General features: G+C 40.6%; 23 protein-coding genes and 1 pseudogene. 16 read left to right on the top strand and 8 right to left on the bottom strand.

Going from position 1 to position 19,613, the window contains the following annotated elements:
* Positions 1 to 278: 278 nt before the first annotated feature.
* Both EV282_RS11880 and EV282_RS11875 read left to right on the top strand, forming a co-directional pair.
* Positions 279 to 2,042 carry an ABC transporter ATP-binding protein gene (locus tag EV282_RS11880; protein ID WP_130296014.1) on the top strand — a complete coding sequence of 588 codons (1,764 nt, stop codon included), beginning with the start codon at positions 279 to 281 and terminating at the stop codon, positions 2,040 to 2,042.
* 2 nt (positions 2,043 to 2,044) lie between these two features.
* Positions 2,045 to 3,853, top strand: a complete 1,809-nt coding sequence (locus EV282_RS11875) for an ABC transporter ATP-binding protein (protein WP_130296013.1) — start codon at positions 2,045 to 2,047, stop codon at positions 3,851 to 3,853.
* Positions 3,854 to 3,891: 38 nt separating this feature from the next.
* On the opposite strand, the gene EV282_RS11870 is transcribed toward EV282_RS11875, so the two are convergent.
* Positions 3,892 to 4,851 carry a metal ABC transporter solute-binding protein, Zn/Mn family gene (locus EV282_RS11870; protein WP_130296012.1) on the bottom strand — a complete coding sequence of 320 codons (960 nt, stop codon included), beginning with the start codon at positions 4,849 to 4,851 and terminating at the stop codon, positions 3,892 to 3,894.
* Positions 4,852 to 5,393: 542 nt separating this feature from the next.
* Between EV282_RS11870 and EV282_RS11865 the strand changes: the two genes are divergently transcribed.
* The 6 genes from EV282_RS11865 to EV282_RS20645 all read left to right on the top strand — a co-directional run bounded on the left by EV282_RS11865 (position 5,394) and on the right by EV282_RS20645 (position 8,124).
* Positions 5,394 to 5,816, top strand: a complete 423-nt coding sequence (locus tag EV282_RS11865; RefSeq protein ID WP_130296011.1) for a CBS domain-containing protein — start codon at positions 5,394 to 5,396, stop codon at positions 5,814 to 5,816.
* Between the two features lie 46 nt (positions 5,817 to 5,862).
* Complete coding sequence (crcB, locus tag EV282_RS11860; RefSeq protein WP_130296010.1) at positions 5,863 to 6,252, top strand: fluoride efflux transporter CrcB; 390 nt, start codon at positions 5,863 to 5,865, stop codon at positions 6,250 to 6,252.
* Positions 6,249 to 6,596, top strand: coding sequence for a fluoride efflux transporter FluC (locus EV282_RS11855; protein WP_130296009.1), 348 nt, complete (start codon positions 6,249 to 6,251; stop codon positions 6,594 to 6,596). Before crcB ends, EV282_RS11855 begins: the two co-directional genes overlap by 4 nt.
* 20 nt (positions 6,597 to 6,616) lie before the next feature.
* The gene (locus EV282_RS11850; RefSeq protein WP_130296008.1) at positions 6,617 to 7,201 is read left to right on the top strand and encodes a DedA family protein; all 585 of its coding nucleotides are present in this window, start codon (positions 6,617 to 6,619) and stop codon (positions 7,199 to 7,201) included.
* Positions 7,202 to 7,330: 129 nt separating this feature from the next.
* Positions 7,331 to 7,549, top strand: a complete 219-nt coding sequence (locus EV282_RS11845; protein WP_130296007.1) for a hypothetical protein — start codon at positions 7,331 to 7,333, stop codon at positions 7,547 to 7,549.
* Between the two features lie 293 nt (positions 7,550 to 7,842).
* Positions 7,843 to 8,124 (top strand): HesB-like (seleno)protein, encoded by a 282-nt coding sequence (locus EV282_RS20645; protein WP_347400184.1) that lies wholly within the window; start codon positions 7,843 to 7,845, stop codon positions 8,122 to 8,124.
* A gap of 56 nt (positions 8,125 to 8,180) precedes the next feature.
* On the opposite strand, the gene EV282_RS11840 is transcribed toward EV282_RS20645, so the two are convergent.
* The gene (locus EV282_RS11840) at positions 8,181 to 8,819 is read right to left on the bottom strand and encodes a thermonuclease family protein (RefSeq protein ID WP_242611861.1); all 639 of its coding nucleotides are present in this window, start codon (positions 8,817 to 8,819) and stop codon (positions 8,181 to 8,183) included.
* A gap of 202 nt (positions 8,820 to 9,021) precedes the next feature.
* On the opposite strand from EV282_RS11840, the gene EV282_RS11835 reads away from it, so the two are divergent.
* From EV282_RS11835 to EV282_RS11825, 3 genes and pseudogenes are all read left to right on the top strand, one after another.
* On the top strand, positions 9,022 to 9,204 hold the full coding sequence (locus tag EV282_RS11835; RefSeq protein WP_130296005.1) for a hypothetical protein: 183 nt from the start codon (positions 9,022 to 9,024) through the stop codon (positions 9,202 to 9,204).
* Positions 9,205 to 9,219: 15 nt separating this feature from the next.
* A pseudogene (locus EV282_RS11830) lies at positions 9,220 to 9,537 on the top strand (redoxin domain-containing protein); the annotation flags it as partial.
* A gap of 114 nt (positions 9,538 to 9,651) precedes the next feature.
* Positions 9,652 to 10,014, top strand: coding sequence for a cupredoxin domain-containing protein (locus tag EV282_RS11825; RefSeq protein WP_130296003.1), 363 nt, complete (start codon positions 9,652 to 9,654; stop codon positions 10,012 to 10,014).
* Between the two features lie 40 nt (positions 10,015 to 10,054).
* Here EV282_RS11825 and EV282_RS11820 read toward each other — a convergent pair whose 3' ends face one another.
* The 6 genes from EV282_RS11820 to EV282_RS11795 all read right to left on the bottom strand — a co-directional run bounded on the left by EV282_RS11820 (position 10,055) and on the right by EV282_RS11795 (position 14,789).
* Positions 10,055 to 10,780, bottom strand: a complete 726-nt coding sequence (locus tag EV282_RS11820; protein ID WP_130296002.1) for a hypothetical protein — start codon at positions 10,778 to 10,780, stop codon at positions 10,055 to 10,057.
* Between the two features lie 15 nt (positions 10,781 to 10,795).
* Positions 10,796 to 11,083, bottom strand: a complete 288-nt coding sequence (locus tag EV282_RS11815) for a hypothetical protein (RefSeq protein ID WP_130296001.1) — start codon at positions 11,081 to 11,083, stop codon at positions 10,796 to 10,798.
* Between the two features lie 87 nt (positions 11,084 to 11,170).
* Entirely contained in the window at positions 11,171 to 11,929 is a 759-nt protein-coding gene (locus EV282_RS11810) for an IucA/IucC family C-terminal-domain containing protein (protein ID WP_165389436.1), read from the bottom strand.
* The gene (locus tag EV282_RS11805; RefSeq protein WP_130295999.1) at positions 11,904 to 12,722 is read right to left on the bottom strand and encodes an ABC transporter ATP-binding protein; all 819 of its coding nucleotides are present in this window, start codon (positions 12,720 to 12,722) and stop codon (positions 11,904 to 11,906) included. The genes EV282_RS11810 and EV282_RS11805 overlap by 26 nt, the downstream gene beginning before the upstream one ends.
* 16 nt (positions 12,723 to 12,738) lie before the next feature.
* Entirely contained in the window at positions 12,739 to 13,782 is a 1,044-nt protein-coding gene (locus EV282_RS11800; protein WP_130295998.1) for a FecCD family ABC transporter permease, read from the bottom strand.
* Entirely contained in the window at positions 13,779 to 14,789 is a 1,011-nt protein-coding gene (locus EV282_RS11795) for a FecCD family ABC transporter permease (protein WP_130295997.1), read from the bottom strand. The genes EV282_RS11800 and EV282_RS11795 overlap by 4 nt, the downstream gene beginning before the upstream one ends.
* Positions 14,790 to 14,974: 185 nt before the next feature.
* Here EV282_RS11795 and EV282_RS11790 point away from each other — a divergent pair, with 185 nt between their 5' ends.
* The 5 genes from EV282_RS11790 (at position 14,975) to EV282_RS11765 (ending at position 19,488) form a co-directional block, all read left to right on the top strand.
* The gene (locus EV282_RS11790) at positions 14,975 to 15,934 is read left to right on the top strand and encodes an ABC transporter substrate-binding protein (RefSeq protein WP_130295996.1); all 960 of its coding nucleotides are present in this window, start codon (positions 14,975 to 14,977) and stop codon (positions 15,932 to 15,934) included.
* A gap of 381 nt (positions 15,935 to 16,315) precedes the next feature.
* Positions 16,316 to 17,539, top strand: a complete 1,224-nt coding sequence (locus EV282_RS11780) for an MFS transporter (protein ID WP_165389435.1) — start codon at positions 16,316 to 16,318, stop codon at positions 17,537 to 17,539.
* Positions 17,540 to 17,645: 106 nt separating this feature from the next.
* Positions 17,646 to 18,068, top strand: coding sequence for a DUF1992 domain-containing protein (locus EV282_RS11775; RefSeq protein WP_130295994.1), 423 nt, complete (start codon positions 17,646 to 17,648; stop codon positions 18,066 to 18,068).
* Positions 18,069 to 18,079: 11 nt separating this feature from the next.
* Positions 18,080 to 18,454 (top strand): cupin domain-containing protein, encoded by a 375-nt coding sequence (locus tag EV282_RS11770; RefSeq protein ID WP_130295993.1) that lies wholly within the window; start codon positions 18,080 to 18,082, stop codon positions 18,452 to 18,454.
* A 98-nt stretch (positions 18,455 to 18,552) separates the two neighbouring features.
* Positions 18,553 to 19,488 (top strand): magnesium transporter CorA family protein, encoded by a 936-nt coding sequence (locus EV282_RS11765; RefSeq protein WP_165389434.1) that lies wholly within the window; start codon positions 18,553 to 18,555, stop codon positions 19,486 to 19,488.
* The last annotated feature ends 125 nt before the right edge of the window (positions 19,489 to 19,613 follow it).

The following is a 19,613-nucleotide window of genomic DNA, read 5'->3' as shown; positions in this document are numbered from 1 at the left end:
ACTCGACGTTTTTGAGCGAAACCTCAATGAGTCTGAGCGAACGTGTAATAATTATAAAAACATGTACCGTAAAAAAATCTAAACAAAAGATAAGCAAAAAGCCTCGAATAATTCGGGGCTTTTTTGTATAAGTTAAAAGATTGAAATTAATTAACAAAGTTTATTGTTAACAAATGGATTTTTTTTATAAAACTCGAGCAAATGTATAGTTTTTTCTAACTATTCTGTTATATGATGTATATTGTCTTTTATTTTTACAGAAGGGGGAAGGTGAAGATTTGGATACGTTTAAAAGATTAAAAGACTTTTATTGGCCTTATAAAAAATACTTTTACTGGTCGATTCTGACTTTGATTCTCGTATCAGCCATTACGGTTGTGTATCCGATGGTGCTGCAGTTTACCATCGATGAAATTATTATAAAAGGAGAATATTCATTCGTTCCTTATGTGGCAATCGGCTTTATCGTACTAATGGGAATAAAAGGAGCAGCTACATATTGTCATCAATATTTTGGAGATTTGTTTGGTATCAGCTCTGTTTTCCAGCTCCGCGAATCTCTGTATGAAAAGCTTCAATTTTTGCCTTTCAGTTATTATGATAACGCTAAGACGGGAGACCTCATGTCCCGGTTAACTGCAGATGTAGAGGGTTTTCGGTTCTTTCTCTCATTTGGATTTTCACAGCTTATCAATTTCGTTCTAATCATTGCATTCAGTCTTTCCGTCATGTTCTTCTATTCGATCCCGCTGGCGATCATCACACTTTGTATGATGCCATTCCTCGCAATCGTTGTTTACAAGTTTGATAAAGAAGTGCATCCCGCATTCAGGGGAATACGAAAATCAATGGCTAACCTTAACACAAAAGTTCAAGAAAACATCAGTGGAATCAACACGGTGAAGTCATTATCGAGAGAAGATTTTGAGATTGGTAAATTCGATACGTCGAATGAAGACTACAAATCTCAGTTTTTGAACACATCACATATTTGGGCGCGATATTTTCCCATCATGGAGCTGATCGGGAACCTGTCAGTCGTTCTTTTGCTTGCATATGGCGGATATCTGGTTATTAACGGGGATCTTACTGCAGGAGAGCTTGTCGCTTTCTTTAGTCTTGTATGGTACATCATGGGTCCTATCATGAATCTTGGGTTTATCATGAATACGTTCTCACAGTCAAAAGCTTCTGGGGAGCGCCTGCTTGAAGTCTTAGATGAACCTCTTGAGTTAGAAGGTGAAGATCTTGATACCGGCTTTACTCGTCTGAATGGAGAAGTAACCTTTGAACATGTGACACATCGTTATAAAAATGAAAAGAAGGATGCCTTAACAGATATTACTTTTACAGTAAAACAAGGGCATACGATAGGACTGATCGGGGCGACCGGTTCTGGAAAGACATCGATCACCCAGCTGTTATCTCGGTTTTATAAGCCGGAATCGGGAAGAATTTTAATCGATGGCAAGCCGTTAGAAAAGTACTCGCTTAATACGTTAAGAAAAAATATCGGAACTGTACTTCAGGAGTCATTCTTGTTTTCATCAACGATCAGGGACAATATTTCCTACGGCAACCCTGATGCTGATATGGATGAGATTGTGGATGCTGCTAAACGAGCACAGGCTCACGATTTCATCATGGAACTCCCAGATGGATATGATACGATCCTTGGTGAGAGAGGACTTGGTCTTTCTGGAGGACAAAAGCAGAGGATATCCATCGCAAGAGCTATTCTTATCGACCCTGCAATCCTCATTTTAGATGATGCAACAAGTGCGGTTGACATGGAAACAGAGTTTAAGATTCAGCGTGCTTTAAAAGAGGTCATGGATGATCGTACAACTTTTATTATCGCTCACCGAATTTCATCATTAAAACATGCGGATGAGATACTGGTCCTTCATGAAGGAGCGGTAGTAGAGCGAGGAACTCATGATGAACTTATCCAGAAGGAATCAGGAAACTATCGCAGAATCTATGACATCCAATATCAAGATAGAAATAAAGTGTTTCAAAACAACGGGCAGGGGGTGTAGGAATGGATAAGAGAAAAAAATCAGCCCGTTTCCGTTATTCCTCTGAGCAGGTGATCGACAAACCGTTTAACTGGAGTCAGATCATAAGACTGTTCGGCTATATGAAACCATACAGCAAGAACCTGCTTCCTAAAGCGTTTTTAGCGATGATGGTCACAACGGCTGTCAGACTTGCGGTTCCCGTATTCATAGGGGTTCTGACGTTTGATCACGCGATTAAGAACAAAGATACATCACTTCTTATTCAATTGATTATTGCTATATCGGCTCTATATCTCGTTTCATGGGGAGCGAATACACTCCGCATACGATGGATGAATTATCTGGGCCAATACGTGATCTATGATATTCGACAGCATCTATTCAAACACATTCAGCGTCTGTCCCATCGTTTCTTTGATCAGCGTTCGGCAGGGTCGATACTAGTCCGTATCATAAACGATGTTAACTCCCTGCAGGATCTTTTTACAAACGGTGTAATCAACGTACTCATGGATGTAATCATGCTGTTTGGTATCATCGTCATCATGTTTGTTTACAGTCCAGAGCTCACGTTGGCAATAATGGTGATTCTACCGCTGATGTTCTTCATTTCTACAAGCTTAAGAAAGAAGATAAGACGGTCGTGGCAGGTTGTCCGCATTAAGCAGGCAAAGCTGAACTCGCACTTGAACGAAAGTATTCAGGGTATAAGAGTTACAAAGTCTTATACACAAGAAAAAGAGAACATGAACTTTTTTAACGGAGTAAATAATGAGACATATGATAGCTGGAAGACGGCAACACAGCAGAACGCTCTGTTCCGTCCATTCGTAGAGATGTCTAACGCGATTGGTACAGCGATATTATTATGGTTTGGTGCATACTTGATCCAAGGTGAAGCACTTGAAATCGGTGTTTTTGTAACCTTTGCATTTTACCTAGGAATGTTCTGGGAGCCGATCTCCCGTTTAGGTCAAGTTTACAATCAGCTTTTAGTAGGGATGGCGTCATCTGAGAGAATCTTTGAATTCTTAGATGAGCAGCCGAACGTACACGAGAAAAAAGGTGCCTTTGAGTTTTCAAGAATTAAAGGAGAAATTGAGTTCAAAAACGTTGAATTCTCTTATGATGACAAGCGAAAAGCTTTAAAAGGAATCGACCTGACGATTGGAGCAGGCCAGACGGTAGCTCTTGTGGGTCATACAGGGTCAGGTAAAACAACAATCGCAAACCTTGTGAGCAGGTTCTACGATCCTACATCAGGTGAAGTCTTGATTGACGGGGTGAACTTAAAAGATGCCAGCTTAGGCAGCCTGCGTGAAAAGGTAAGTGTTGTTCTTCAAGATACGTTCATCTTCTCTGGAACGATCATGGAGAATATCCGGTTCGGCAGACCTGATGCGACAGATGAAGAAGTTCAGAACGCTTCAAAAGCAGTAGGAGCACATGCTTTTATAGAAAAATTATCTAATGGTTATGAAACTGAGGTTGAAGAGCGAGGGAATGTTTTATCAGTAGGAGAGAGACAGTTGCTTTCCTTTGCACGTGCTTTACTCGCAGACCCTGATATTCTCATTCTGGATGAAGCGACCGCAAGCATCGATACCGAGTCTGAACAAAAAATCCAAACGGCTCTAAAGACCTTGCTGAATGGAAGAACAGCGATCATTATCGCTCACAGACTTTCCACGATCAGGGAGGCGGATAACATCGTAGTCCTGGATCATGGAGAAATCATTGAGCAAGGAAACCATAATCAGCTCATGGATGCTGAAGGAGTCTATTATCACCTTGTAGTATCACAATTTAAAATGCTTGATGCGATATAAAAAAAACGCCTGGGAAATGATTCCCAGGCGTTTACTAGTTATTGAAGTGCTTTGGATAAGGTATCGATGTTTTCTTTCATGATCGAAAGATAATCACGGTCTTTCTTTATATCCTCTTTGGTTAGTGTTTCTAAGTTGTGCAACGTCAAAGTCTTCGCTCCAACTTCTTTATTGATCATTTCAGCCACTTTGTTATTAACGTTTTCCTCGAATAGGATATATTGAATCTTATCTTTCTTTGCACTTTGAATGATGTTTTCGATCTGATGTTGGCTCGGCTCATGAGATGGTGATAGTCCACTGATCGCAATCTGTTCTAAATTATAACGCTCAGCCCAATAACCATAAGCTGCATGAGATACGATAAAAGAGTTCTTTGGAGCTTCTTCAACTTTACTCTTAAATGAGGCGTTTAGCTCTTTTAAATCTTTAATCAATGCATCATGATTCTTTTTGAAATCATCTTTTGCGTCAGGTTTAATTTTCACTAGGCCATTATAGATATTTTCCGCCATTTTTTGAGCAAGAACCGGGTCTAGCCAGATGTGAGGATCCTGAGAGCCATGTTCGTGATGCTCTTCTTCATTCCCGTGTGCGTCTTCACCTTCTTCATGTGCACCTTCTTCTTCATGCTCTTCCATGTGTGCAAGCTCAACACCTTTAGCAGCATCCACAGTTGGTACATTTTCTTCTTTTAACGTATCCGCAACAGAAGAGGAGAATTCATCGGATTCCATCTTGTTGTAAACAAACGCATCTCCTTCTGAGATCTCAACCATTTTTTTAGTTGAAGGCTCATACGTATGCGCATCCGCTCCTGGTGGTATAATGGATGAAACTTCAACATGCTTTCCGCCAATTCTTTCTGTAAAGTATTCTAAAGGATACATCGTTGTATATATATTTAATGTTCCATCTTTTTTATCAGCACTTTTGTTACCGCAAGCAGCTGTTGCGATCAAAAGAAAAATTATGACTATCAAGCCAAGTCTTTTCATCGGTTTTTCTCTCCTTTCAAATAATCCTTTTTCATTATAAACGGAATCATTACGATTTGCAAAAGAATCTTTTTATGTTCATTTCTAAAATGTCGTTTGAACTTTTTTTGTGGTGAACGCATCTTTGATTAGTTGGAGCGCAAGGTGCGTGCCTACCACATGAGAAGCATCTCGCTAGGCATGCGACGAGGAAGCTCGCTTCGGTAGCAAATACTTGTAGACGCAGGAGCAAGGAACCTTCCGTGAAGCGGTCAGGTGGACACTCCTAATGGCGCAAAGCGGCAGGAGGCTCACCGCACGCCCCGTGGATAGCGAGCAACCTGGAGCGGACATCAACTTCCTTTAAAAAACAGCATTGTATGGCAAAATAGCTTTTTTAAAAGCTTTACACTAAGAAATGTGATGCATGACAGAGAAGTTTTTAAAATAAGACAATGGTTTAATAAAGCAGACCAAGTTCCTTTTTGATATAATGGAGTAGGTGTTAGAAAAAGCGTTTAAATAAGCGTGAATCATGCTTACAAAGGAGAGCGCGTACCAACATGAATATTGCTTTTTATTTGTTGCCGAAAGATGAAGTGAAATACTTGAACCCTGAAGCAACTATGAGGCAGGCATTAGAGAAGTTATCTTATCACAAGTATACTTCAGTGCCGCTTGTATCTGAAGATGGACGCTATATTGGAACGCTGACTGAAGGCGATCTTCTATGGAAGCTTAGGGAAGCATTTGAAAAGGGTTATGATGAAGTTTTAAAGACAAAGTTAACTGATGTGCCACAGCGTATCAATAATATCTCTGTATCGATCAACTCAAATATGGAAGATCTTATTACTTTGTCTACTGACCAGAACTTTATTCCTGTTACCGATGATGATGGGCATTTCATCGGTATCATAAGAAGAAGAGATATTATCAAGTATTGTGCAAATTTAATCTGGAAAAAAGAACTGACAAAAGATTAAGGCATGTGTCTTAATCTTTTTGTACATATAGGAGGAATAATATAGGGTGAAAATCGCAGCGATAGCAGCCGGTGGAATGATTGGAGCTGTTCTCCGGTTCTGGATCGGTATTCTCCTTTATCAGCCGCATGCCCAGTTTCCATTTCCCACCTTGGTGATAAACCTCATCGGCAGTTTTATTCTAGGCTGGTTTGTTGTTCACGGATCTCAGCTGGTAAAAAATAACACACTCGTCTTAGGAATTCAAACAGGCTTTTTAGGATCTTTTACAACGTTCTCAACTTTTAATGCTGAGATTGTTCTGCTATTGGACCAAGGATTGTATTCGATAGCTATTCAGTATTTCTTAATCAGTGCCGCAATGGGTATTGGATTGGTCTTACTCGGGATGAAGAGCGGTTCAGCACTTCTAAGGAAAGAAGGTGCTGAACAATGATTTTAAGTTCGATAGCTGTAGCTGCAGGCGGTGCCTGTGGTGCACTCGCTCGATATTTCGTAAGTCAGCGGTTAAATGGAAAATTTCCATGGGGCACTTTTTTTGTAAATAGTATAGGATCGTTTCTATTAGGCTTTTATGTCATGAATGAAGGACGGGAAATACTAGATTCACTGTACGCAGCAGGTTTTCTAGGTGCCCTAACGACATTCTCGACTCTTCAATTCGAAATGGTTACACTTTATAAAAAAGATAAAAGAAAAGTTCTTTTTTATATTGTTCTGACATACACATTAGGATTGATAGCTGCATGGACAGGCTTTTTGATAGCAGCAAAAATATAAGTAGAGGTTAAGGAGATACAATGAAAGAATTAGTGATTTCACTGCTTGAATGGATTATGAGTTTAGGTCATTTAGGAATTGCACTTGGATTGATGATTGAAGTTATCCCAAGTGAGCTCGTTCTGTCTTATGGCGGATACATGGTTGCCAAAGGACATCTGAATTTCGCATTAGCTGTAATCGCCGGTACGATCGGCGGGACGCTGGCACAGCTTTTCTTATATTGGATGGGCTATTATGGAGGACGTCCGTTCTTAGAAAAGTATGGAAAATACATTCTAATCTCTAAGAAGCAAATCGATCTATCTGAAAAGTGGTTCAATAAATATGGAACAGGTGTTATTTTCTTCGCACGATTTATTCCAGTTGTCAGACATGCGATCAGCATTCCGGCAGGTATTGCAAAAATGTCGTTTGCAAAGTTCACGTTATTTACAACACTTGCGGTTATTCCTTGGTCGATCTTCTTCATTGAATTAGGCAGCCGTTTGGGGAGCAACTGGGAAGACATCAAAACAATCGCTGCCCCGTACACAAGAGGAATTATGATTGCAGCAGTCGTGATCATCTTCTTATTTATCTTGTATAAAGTAAAAAAGAAATAAGAATATTGAAGTCAATGTGCCCGCTCATGATAGCGGGCTTTTATTTTATTTAATGGACATATTCTAAGCCGATTCGTCCAAATCATATATATCCCTACTGCAAATAAATTTCAAAAGGAGGGAAGGGAGATGGATACTTTTATAAAGAATTATCATGAAACCTATAATGCAGCAAAAGTTAACGAACTTTTGCTGCGGATAAAAGCTCATAATGAAAGATCCGATATGACAGCAAAAGTCTCGGAAGCTATGCGGATCTGCGGTTTCAACAGCGGAGACATCGAGCAGGTGCTCAAACAGCTGAGGGGGGACAGTCCCGGGGACAGACCCCAGACAAATACACTTTAGCTGATTTTGTTTGTTTGGCGTGGACACTCGCAGCCAAGGCTCATAAATATTTTTGAAGGATCATAAGAAATTTTGAAGGCTTATAAAAAAATGTAAAGGCTCATAAAATTTTCTGAAGGCTCATAAATCTTCACGAAGGACCATAAAAAGTAACAATGCCGCTTCACATTAGTTATTCCACTAATGAAAGCGGCTTTTCCTGATGGGTTAGAATGAAATTCCCGCTTAGGACAAGCATTTTCTTCACGATTTAGGCAAAAATACGATATACTACACATGAAGAGGTGATGGTTGTGGAAATTACATTAAGCGCAAAAAAGTATATTGAAGAAGTGCTTGAAATGAATAACGCAAACGGAATCCGAGTTTATTTTGCAGGCATGGGCTGAGGCGGTCCAAAGCTTGGCCTGGCTCTGGATGAGCCGGAAAACTCAGATGTTATTGAAGAAATTAACGGAATTCGTGTTGCTTTTGACCAAAGAATTAAAGATCAGACAACTGCTTTGAAGCTTGATTTTGAAGATTCTCAGCACGGCTCTGGACTAATCATGGTCGGGCAGGATGAATGCTGCTAAAACAAAAACCGCTGTGACAGGAATTCCCTGCCTTACAGCGGTTTTACTATTATCCATTATTGCTGAGACTTCCTAAATCCCGCATCGATTGCTTCTTGCTCCGTGCAGAACCATTCTTCTGGTTTAGTAATCTTATAATACCGGCCACTTTCGACATGATAGATCTTTTCACCTGAAGAGTTAACGTTCCCTTTTATCGTACATTTTGAGTCAGCAGTCTCGTTGACTCGATCTTGTGATTCTTTAGGAATATATCCATCTTCTTGTGTATAGTTCTCCAAACTCCAAATGCCTACCCCTTCTTTTTGGGCTTGTTTTTGGATCTTCTCATAGTCATCCACATATTTTGTGTTTGGCTCAAAAACATACGCTACTCGCGCTAATCCTTTTTCAAGAAGTGATTTCTGAACGCTCTTACCATCTGCATACACGTATGCTAAAAGCCTTCCGTACTTGTCCCGTTCACCTATCCCTAGCTCGAGTTCAACATCCGATCCACTCAGCAATTCCTCAGTATATTTGCTCGCTTCTTTACTGAAAGGCTGAACGGGTTTATTTGGATGGACGCTCTCTGGGGTGTCCACTAATAAGAAACGAACGGTTTCACTTTTTCCGTCAACCTCCACTTTTATCGTGTCACCGTCGACTACGTCCAAAACCTGAACTGGGATTCTATCACGATCAGCCGGTTGCAAAAGGCTGCATCCTGAGAGGATCAAGAGGATTGAAGAGAGAAGCACCCAAACTTTAAAGCTGAATTTCATATGTATCATCCTTTAATAAGCCGATTTATTGTATATGAGTTACCCGTATCTATTATAATAAAAGATAGATTGAAGAAATTATAGAATATCACATTACATGAAAAAAGTGGCGTATTCTAGAAAGGAGATTGCCTTGAAAAAGATACATAAATTAGTTGCGGTCTGTTTTGCAGTGATTTTAACATTGGCAGCAGCTGGCTGTGGAAATGACTCTAAGCTAAAAGAAGCGAAATTGGAGAACCAGAGTGGTGAACCGGTATCTGTATTTCCTTCAGATAAACCGTCATTAATATTCTTATTTACAACAGCTGGCTGAGGACTCTGTCAAGCTCAGCTGGTTCAGCTGAAAGAGAATGTAAATAAGTTTGAAGATATGGATGTTAATATGTATGCCGTTAGTTCGGATACCGTAGAACATTTGTCTGCTCTTCATCAAGAAATGCAGCCGCCGTTCCCATTTCTGTCCGATCCTGAGTTTAAATTGATCGATCATCTGGATATGAAAGGCGAGGGAGTAGCCAAACGAGGTTATGCCCTAGTCGATAAAAAAGGGAAAGTCATATTTACAAAAGTAAACGACCACTGGGGAGAGCAGATCGACCAGACGTCGAAAGAAATACATGAAGAATATAAGAAGATGGAAAAGTAGTCTGGTGAACATCACCGGGCTTTTTTCTTTGTGACATCTGTCACAGATTCTCCATACTAGATGCCTTAAAATAGGGTTATAATTAAATTAGAAAGAATCAAGGAGGCAACTCAAATGTTGAAAAAATCATTGTGGCTTGCAGCAATCGCAGTTCTTGCTATCGGTATCCTGGCAGCTTGCGGTGGAGGTAAGGATAAAGAAGAAGGGTCAAAAAAAGCAGAAGAAACAGTAACGATTGAAGCGAAGAATTTTGAGTTCGATCAAAAAGAATACAAAATTCCAGCAAATAAAGATGTTGCTCTAAAACTAGAAAACGTTGACGGAAATCATGCCCTTATGATTGAAGGGGAAGATGTAAACATTGCAGGCGGATCGTCTGATGTAGTTAACTTAAAACCAGGTGAATACACACTTCGCTGCAGCATTCCATGCGGAAATGGACATGCAGATATGGTTTCAAAGCTTGTAGTAGAATAAAAAATTTAGCCCTCCTTTAAGTTGGAGGGCTTTTTTGTACTTAAGAAAGGGGCTGAATTCGCAGAAGTTCTTTGTTATACGGGAGTTCTTTCATGGTGGAAGCCCATAAATTCCCGAGCAACCGTGGCATCATCTGATCTGAGGGAATGGTACCATTGTGATCGAGAAAATAAGAAAAATATAATAAATACAGCCAAGAGGAAACAGGCATCAATATATGATCTGCAAATTCACTGCTCTCTGTAATCGTAGCAAAAGAGTGAGATTCCCAGCCAGAAATAAAACGGGACCGCTTGCCACCAAGTTTCGACTCAATAAAATGAAGTGAATGAGCCACCTGAGGGTCATCATCTCCATCCGCATGAGCTAATCTAGATTGCATTTCTAAAGAAATTTCCTCGAGGTTATCTACTTCTGCAACCACATGGCATAAGGCCTTATCATAATGAGGATTCACGGGTACCCAATCATTCTTCTCTAATAACTCCACAAACGATAGTTCTTCATTAGAAATCTCCTTATAAGGTGGCCGGAATGTTTGTCTCCCGTATTTAACGGTATGCAAAGAATCTTTTACAAAATGAGCAGCGGCATACCATTGGTCGTTCTGATCTTTAAAAAGCCTTTCTCCCGAAGTTAGGGAATAGGCGGTAAATAAATCTGTTTTATTAAATTCATAATCAGGAAGCTTTTCCTGTTCCAGTGACTCAATTACGTGATCCTCTGGGGTTTCTATGGCCGTCAGCACAAATGTATGAATACGCAATAATGTCACGATCCTCTAGTTTTTTATTTTGTGAATGGTGTCCTTTACTTCAGAAAAACCTTCTTTAACAGCCAAAAAGCTATTCTTCTTTTGATATAGATCATAACGAAGGTAGTCTTTCTTATCCTGCAGAAGCTGCTGCTGTGTTTTAACATCATTCATACGGGCAGTGATGCTATCTCCTGTACTTTTCATTTGTTGGACCGTAGTCATTGATTCTTTTATCGCTTTAAATCCTGGAACCAAAAAGAAAACAGCAACACCTGCACACACTGCTAAAAATAAAAATAACCACATCATCATCAAACGCCTCCAATCATCTTTTCTTTACTAAAGTACCCGGAATTAATTAAGAAAAAACAAAAAACCAGGATATCTTTCATCCTGGTTTTATCTCTTAGGACAAGTTGAACAGCAAGTCCCGTTTTCGGTTTTGTAGTAAAGGCAGCACGTTTTGCGGACTTTCGTTGGTCCACAGCCTACAGGTGCCATAAAACGGTGGAATGGATTCTTTGTTAATCCGAAATGATAAGCTTCTGCATCCATGAAAAATGCATAGTCTTCCTGAATGCGCTGCTTCACCTCAACGGGATGATCTTCACTAAGCCATGTCTCATAAATCCAGCGTATGTAGATCCAAGCATTTTCCCATAGTGTTGCTTTAGATATCCGAGCTGATTTTGCCACGTGGTTAAGCATCACTGAAATGTTTTCTTTAAAAAGAGTTTCAATCAAACTTGATCGCCAGTCTTCTCTAGATTCTGAGGAGAGCTGAGCAGAAGCGTCTTTCAACGTGAATGATGGAAGCCACATGGCATCAGAGTTATGGTCGATCAAGTAGACGTTCTCAATATTCATGTCGAACGATTTATTTAACATAGTCATTCCGTACAGAGAAGAAGTAAGGCTGCAGAAAGCATAGCGTTTAAAAAATAAAGAAGCCGTAACAGGGCGCTTATTAGAACCAATTCGCGGACCTGTTTGATCCAAGAAATCCAGCAAATTGTCTACGTTCAATAACTGTCCTGCAGAAATGACAGCTTCATTCTCAAATGGTGCCTGAAAAGAGAACCGATAGTTTGAGCTGATATGCTTTTTTTCATCTGCCGTCCAGCCGTTAGACTTAGGCGTACTGAGGAGTATTGACATGTCGGACAACTCGCCCCTTTCCATAAGGAATACACATTGGCGTTCCGAATACGGGATCCGGCATCACGGTACTGGCCATTTGAAAAACATCTTCTACTAACTGTTCGGTCATGATTTCTTCAGGTGCACCTTGCGCGTAAACTGATTTATCCTGGATCGCTACAATATGGTGTGCATATCTGCAAGCTAAGTTCAGGTCATGAAGTACCATCACTATTGTGCGCTTTTCCTTTTCATTTAACTCGAATAAAAGATCGAGAATTTCTACCTGGTGTGTCATATCCAAATAGGTAGTAGGCTCATCCAGCAAAATTGTGTCAGTGCCTTGCGCGAGTGTCATCGCAATCCATGCACGCTGGCGCTGTCCGCCTGAAAGAGAGTCTACAGGTGTTTCCATAAAAGGAAGCAGGTTCGTTGCTCTCAATGCATGCATGACCGCTTTTTCATCCTCAGGTGACCATTGATGCAGCCAAGACTGATAAGGGAAACGACCTTGTTTCACGAGCTGCAGAACAGTCAACCCTTCAGGTGCCACCGGTCCTTGAGGAAGGATGGCAAGTTCTTTTGCTACTTGTTTAGTGGAGCGCTTCGCGATGTCTTTTCCGTTTAACAGTACGTTTCCTGATTTGGGATTCAATAGACGTGCCATAGAACGTAACAGGGTGGATTTCCCGCATCCGTTGCTTCCGATAAAGACGGTGATCTTACCCTTTGGAATCTGAAGGTTCAATCCATCAATGATCGGTTCTTTTCCATAAGCTAACGTAAGGTTTGAGGTTGTTAATACAGCCATCTGTCATCCACTCCTGTTATTGGTTTTTAAATAAAAGATAAATGAAGTAAGGTGCACCGATTGCAGCTGTGAAAACGCCAGCCGGCACTTCTAATGGTGAGAAAAGAGTCCTGCCCGCTAAGTCCGCTAACACAACCATGATTCCGCCGATTAATGCTGAAGCAGGGAATAATCCGCCAAATGATGATCCCGTGATTCTCCTGGCGATATGCGGTCCGATCAGTCCGACAAACCCCATCGCTCCTGCAAAGGCGACTGCGGATCCAGCTAGGGCAGTACATACCATTAAAAGCATGAAGCGTTCACGGTGAACCGAAATACCTGCACCAGTTGTAAGGTCATCTCCAAATCCTTGAATGTTTAATCGTCTTACAAGAAAAATAAGAATGGGCAGCATCCCTAAAAACCAGGGCAGCATCGCTTTTACTTCTTTCCATGATGTCCCGTATACCGTTCCTGTCAGCCAGACAGTTGCTTGGCTTGCACGGTAGATCGGTCCCATCAGCATCATTAACGTTGTTAATGCTTGAAAGAGAGCCATCAAACCGATACCGATCAATATGAGTCTTATCGGTGTAACACCGTCTTTCCATGCCAATCCGTAAATTAAAAAGGCAACGCTCGTTGCCCCGACAAAAGCAAACAAAGGCAGATAATTAATACTTAATAACAAATTGTTGCTGTCGTCACTGAACATGGTCAAAAACGCAACTGCGGCAAATCCAGCTCCGCCTGTAATTCCAATCATATCAGGTGAAGCGAGCGGGTTCCGGATTACCCCTTGCAGGATAGCTCCTGATAGTGCAAGAGACGCTCCGGCAATAAATGCGACCAAAACTCTCGGAAGTCTAAACTCAGTGATGATCAGCTGATTCATTTCAAGGCCAGATCCGATTAAAGCTGTAAATACACCGAATGGCGGGATGTACAATTCACCGACGCCTATACTGACCATCATCGAAAACAGAGCGATCAATGCTAAAACGATAATCGCAAATGTTGTTTTTTTATCAATTAAGTATGAAAATGATTTTCGCTGTATTACCCAATACTTTCTCATCTTTGAAATATTCCTTTACGAACAATGTAAATAAAGAACGGAGTACCGAGTAAAGCGGTAACTACTCCAACAGGAGCTTCTTCCGGCATAATAATGTAACGTGCGCCAATGTCGGCAAGTACAAGCATGATTCCGCCTGTGAGTGCTGAAAAAGGAACGATCCATCGATGATCGCTGCCGACTAGGTATCTTGCAAAATGAGGAACGACTATTCCTATAAAGCTGATCGGTCCTGCGATAGCGACCGAACCACCCGCAAGTAGAACAACCATAAGTGCTGCTACGAATTTAAAGATCACAGTCTTCTGTCCTAAGCTGACTGCCACATCTTCACCTAGAGCAAAAGCATTCAACTGGCGCGATAGGAGCAGGGAAACAATCCAAGCTAATAACAATGCCGGCATAACAGCTGCTAGCATGGAAAGCTTTCTGCCTTCTACTGAACCTGCCAGCCAAAATAAAACTTCATCTAGTGCTTTTTCGTTCGTTACTAGCATCCCTTGTGTAAGGGAGGAAAAAAGCGCTGCCATAACGGCTCCAGCTAATGTTAGTTTAACAGGAGTTAAACCGCCTCTTCCTGCAGAGCCAAGAGCGTAAGCAAGACCGGATGCCACTGCAGCTCCTAGAAAACCAATCCACATAAATTGCTGGATGGAAGTGATGCCTAAAAATGTAACACCAAAAACAATGAAAAATCCTGCACCGGCATTCACCCCGAAAATATCAGGTGATGCGATTGGATTACGGGTAAGTGCTTGCATAAGAACGCCCGCAATTCCTAAGCTGATTCCTACAGCCATTCCGACAAGTGCACGAGGTACTCGGGAAAGCTGAATGATTAAATGTTCATTTGAGCCGTTAAAAGCGGTGTAAGCTTCAATCGCCATTGATAGCGAAGTGTCTGTATATCCTAATACAACACTCAATACCATCACGACAAAAGATAAAATTATACCTAAGATTAATGCGGCTGTTCTTATTTTGCTTCCATGTAATATTCCGTTCATCAGAGCCTCTTTTAATAATGAAAAATATTCTCATTTACAGTTTAAAAGTAAAATAGATATCTGTCAATGACTTTGAAAATCATTATCAATTAGTTGTTGACAACGTATACAACCACGTATTATGATACGAATTGTAATTGATTCTCATTATCATTTACATAAAAGAGAAGGGGAGAGACATCAGAATGAAAAAGACTACATACAAATGGCTAGCTCTTGCAGCCGTACTTACATTAATGCTTGCTCTAGCAGCATGCGGCGGGAAAGATAAAGCGAAAGAAGAAGAAAAATCAGGCGGATCTGATACTTCATATAAAGTAGAACACGCAATGGGGACTACAGAAGTGAAAAGCAACAAACGTGTTGTTGTTCTGACAAATGAAGGAACAGAAGCGGTTCTATCACTTGGCGTTAAACCAGTCGGAGCAGTTAAGTCATGGTTAGGCGATCCTTGGTATGACCATATTAAAGACGATATGGACGGTGTTGAAGTAGTTGGTGACGAGAGCGCGGTTAACGTTGAGAAAATTGCTGCTTTAAAACCAGACTTGATTATCGGAAACAAGATGCGTCAAGAAAAGCAGTACGATGAGCTTAAAAAAATCGCACCAACAGTATTTGCAGAAGATCTTCGCGGTGACTGGAAGATTAACTTTGAACTCTATTCAAAAGCCCTTAATAAAGAAGAAAAAGGGAAAGAAGTACTAGCAGCATTCGATAAGCGTATTGAAGATTTTAAAGCAGACGCTGGCGACAAGCTAAAAACAGAAGTATCTATGGTTCGCTTCATGCCTGGTAAGTCCCGTATCTACCATCAAGATTCTTTCTCTGGTGTAATTCTTAAGCAGATCGGATTTGCCCGTCCGGGTGATCAAAACAATCCAGACTTCGCAGAAGAGGTTACACAAGAACGCATTCCTGATATGGATGGTGACATGCTGTTCTACTTCACCTATGAAACTGGAGACGGAAAAGCAACTGAAACAGAAAAAGAATGGACAAACAACCCACTTTGGAAAAACCTTGGCGCTGTAAAAGAAGGAAATGCACATAAAGTAAGTGATGCGATCTGGAATACAGCAGGCGGAGTAAAAGCTGCTAACCTAATGATAGATGATCTTGAGAAGTACTTTCTAGAAAAATAATAACCAGAAATAGAGGGAGCAACTTGCTTCCTCTATTATTTTGTTACTTTATATCTTTTGCTCCTTTTTAATAGATTACGGCAGAGAGATCTTCTAAAATTCTTCATCGAATAGTTCATTGGAGCGGAAGGGCGAGACTCCTGCAGGACGAGCGGGGCAGGTGAGACCACTCGATGTACACAGTACGGAGGGGGCTCACCGCACGCCCTGCGGAAAGCGAGCCCTGCAGCGGAAATGAACCACATTCAAAAGCAATTTGTCTACGGTAGCAGCCTTAACTTTTTTGCGAATAAATAAAAAATATTAAACCAATGATCGTTTTCCTGTCTGAATTTTCCTATAATGAGTTTAGATAGAAAAAAAGTCAGGAGATTAATGGATATGAAGCTTTCAGGGGAGATTTTTCGTAATCGAAGTTTTTTATATTTTTGGTTTAGTTCAATCTTAACAGCTATGGGCGACAGCATTTTTATGATCACATTAATGTGGCTGCTCGTTCAGATTTCAGGCTCACCTGTCATTGTTGGTACGTACATATTGCTTGTTACTCTGACGAAATTCTCATTTGTTCTATTTGGGGGAGCAATTGTAGACCGTTTCTCAGTAAAAAGACTGCTGATCGGATCAGCTATTGGAAGAGGCAGTATCTTGCTGCTGTTATTCGCTGTTATTGCAACAGGAGATCCATCCATTTATTTCTTTTATATAACAGGCGTAATTTTCGGGCTGATTGATGCGGTTAGTGAGCCTGCAGGTATAACCTTCCGGACACGGCTCGTTCCAGAAAAACATTACACACAGTCTATGAGTCTTCTCATGATGGCCGGACAGGCAGCAAGTGTTGTAGGTCCAGCTCTTGGTGCACTGCTTTATGCCATGTACGGGGCAAAAATAGCATTCTTGTTAAATGGTATAGCATTCTTCACAGCTGCGGGGTTATTTATTTTTATTAAAATGAATGAAGAGGAGCCAGAAGAAAGAACAACTTCCTTTTTTGCCGGTATTAAAGAAGGATTTTCGTTCTTCGTTGGTGCTCCTGTTCTTGCCACCATGGCAGTGTTCGCTTTTTTTGCAAATGCAGCGGTAGGTGCTGTTATGGTAAGTCTGCCTTTTCTAATGAAGGATTTGGAATTTGGAATTAAAGGGTACGGCTGGGCACATACGTCACTTGCGGTTGGAAGTGTTGTGGCGGCAGTCATTTTTTCTTTATTCGTGATTCATAAACCTAAACCATACATGACATTGTTAACCTGTTTCCTGCAGGGTACAAGTATTTTCCTGATCGGTTTCTTTTCAAAAGAGCTGGCTGTTCTTCTGTTTTTGCTTTCTATGGTAGGTTTTCTTGAAGCAGCGGTTAATGTCATAGCTCCTAGCGTAAACCATGCTTTGATTCCTCCAAAGCTGTTCGGCAGAGTGATCGGAATCATGGTCATTATTATGGGGATTTCTGAACCCATTGCGGCAGGAACCGCTGGACTTCTTATTGAAAAGATAGGAGCGTCAGATGTATTTGTGTGGGGAGGTTCTATGGAGATGCTGGTGGCTTTAATCGTCTTCTCGCTACCGTTCATCAGGAATTTTACAGGTGATGAAAAGAGTTCGTAATTTTTTCACAATTTTGCTACGAATCTGACATAACTTGCACAAGGCGAATGGAAAAGTTTACATAAACTATATAGTAGAAGTAAATTTATTCCTGGAGGTTTTTACAATGAATAAAAAACCGTCTTATGAAAAGGAACTGCAGAAGCGAGAAATCTTAATGAAGGACGAGCAGACAAACGCGTGGTACTATGAAGACCATATTACCGCAATCGTGAATCGTGCACGCAAGGAAGGGGCTTTTGATGATCTCGAAGGTATGGGCAAACCGCTTAATATTGATGAAGATCTTGTCTACAATCCCGAAAAAAGACTGCACAAAGTAATGAAAGATAATAATGTTTTGCCCAATTGGGTGAAACTTGGCAAAGAAATAGACGTATTAAAAGAAGAGCTAAAATCGTACACAGTAGAATATAACATCAAAAAAACAGTAGAGTCCATTAACCAAAAAGTGTTTCAGCATAACTTAACATGTCCGCCCACTGCACAGCGGATGAAAGTGAATCTGGAGGACGTTTTGAAGAAGTAATCGGAGGATGTATGTCTAAAATAAGCACGTTAAATGCTGAACATTATCAATGGGGAAATGCCTGTGACGGCTGGCATCTCCTAAAACAGGATGAGCTTAGCATCATCCATGAGAAAATGCCGCCGCAGACAGCAGAGGTAAGACATTACCATGTATTTTCCCGTCAGTTTTTCTTTATTTTAAACGGAGAAATCGTCATTGAAAAAGACGGTGAAGAATGCGTGCTGAGCGCTCATCAAGGAATAGAAATTCCTGCTGGCACACCTCATCAAGTTCGAAACGAAAGCGATTTTCCTGCTGAGTTTTTGGTTACTTCCCAGCCACCTGCACATGGAGATCGTGTCGTCGTAAAAAAAGTAAAAAGCATCAGTCACGTGACCCTTTAGCAAACCTTGCTTAAGGGTCTTTTCTTTATGTAGAACCTTTTGTTATGCAGACTCGATTCAAAGGGAAAGCTACTGAAAAACGGACTGGAGCAGATGTAATGCTTAAATACAATAAAAACACGAACGAAACGGTCAGGCTCAAGCATTTTGAAGTTCCTGACCACGGTGAAACCATTTGGATATTTTATGATTCTCCTGAAGACATGCAGCAAGACTCTATTCTTGAAAAAATTGAACTTCATCATCTAGCAGTTTCTGCATTTACCAATTTTCCAGAACATCCGAGTATAAACGTGTATGCAAAACACGCTGTTGTTTCTACCTTTTATTTGGAGACAGAAAGCCTGGAACCAATCAGGATCAACCTTTTAATTGGAGAACAATATTTGATTGTGATGTCTGAACGGAAGATTCCGTTTCGAGAAGCGCTCGTAAAGGACTTTACAGAAAATCCGGAGCATATGCAGGACGTCAGCTATATGCTTTATTATTTTATGAAAGACATCGTCAATTCTTATTTGGAAGTGGTCGATCAGCTTTCTAATGAATTTTTAGAGCTAGAAAAAAGTGTGTTTGTTGATCCGTTAAAGCGTGAGATCGGTCATAAAGTATATCGGTGGAAAACACGATTGCACAAGTTAAGACAATACGTCGAGGCTGAAGAGAGTATCATTCAAAAGATGGGACATGATGATTTTGAATATGCAAATGAGGAATCAGGCTTTTACTTCAAGGATCTGCTCTCAGCGTTCTCAAGAGTGACAACTGCATTTGACAGCTTTAAAGAGAACTTAAAAGGTGTTCTAGATCTACAGATGTCATTAAAATCGGATCACATGAATCGGATAATGAAGACACTTACCCTGGTTAGTGCAGTTTTCGTACCACTTACGTTTATTGCCGGTCTATATGGAATGAACTTTGAATATATTCCTGAACTGAAATGGCGTTACGGTTATTTTTATGTACTAACGCTATGTCTTGCGCTAGCTGTAATGATCATGGGCTATTTTAAGAAAAAAAGATGGTGGTGAGTTTTACATAAGGCTTTGTTGCTTGTAAGTCGTTAATTTCCGCTGCAGGAGTCTCGCCCTTCCGCTCCAATTAACTATTCGATGAAGAGATTATAATAATTCTTTCTTTAGCAACAATCTTTTAG

The organism is Fictibacillus sp. BK138, assembly GCF_004216955.1.
Lineage (GTDB): Bacteria > Bacillota > Bacilli > Bacillales > Fictibacillaceae > Fictibacillus.
The sequence above is the reverse complement of the archived record's forward strand: the minus strand, read 5'-3'. Positions and strand labels throughout refer to the sequence as shown.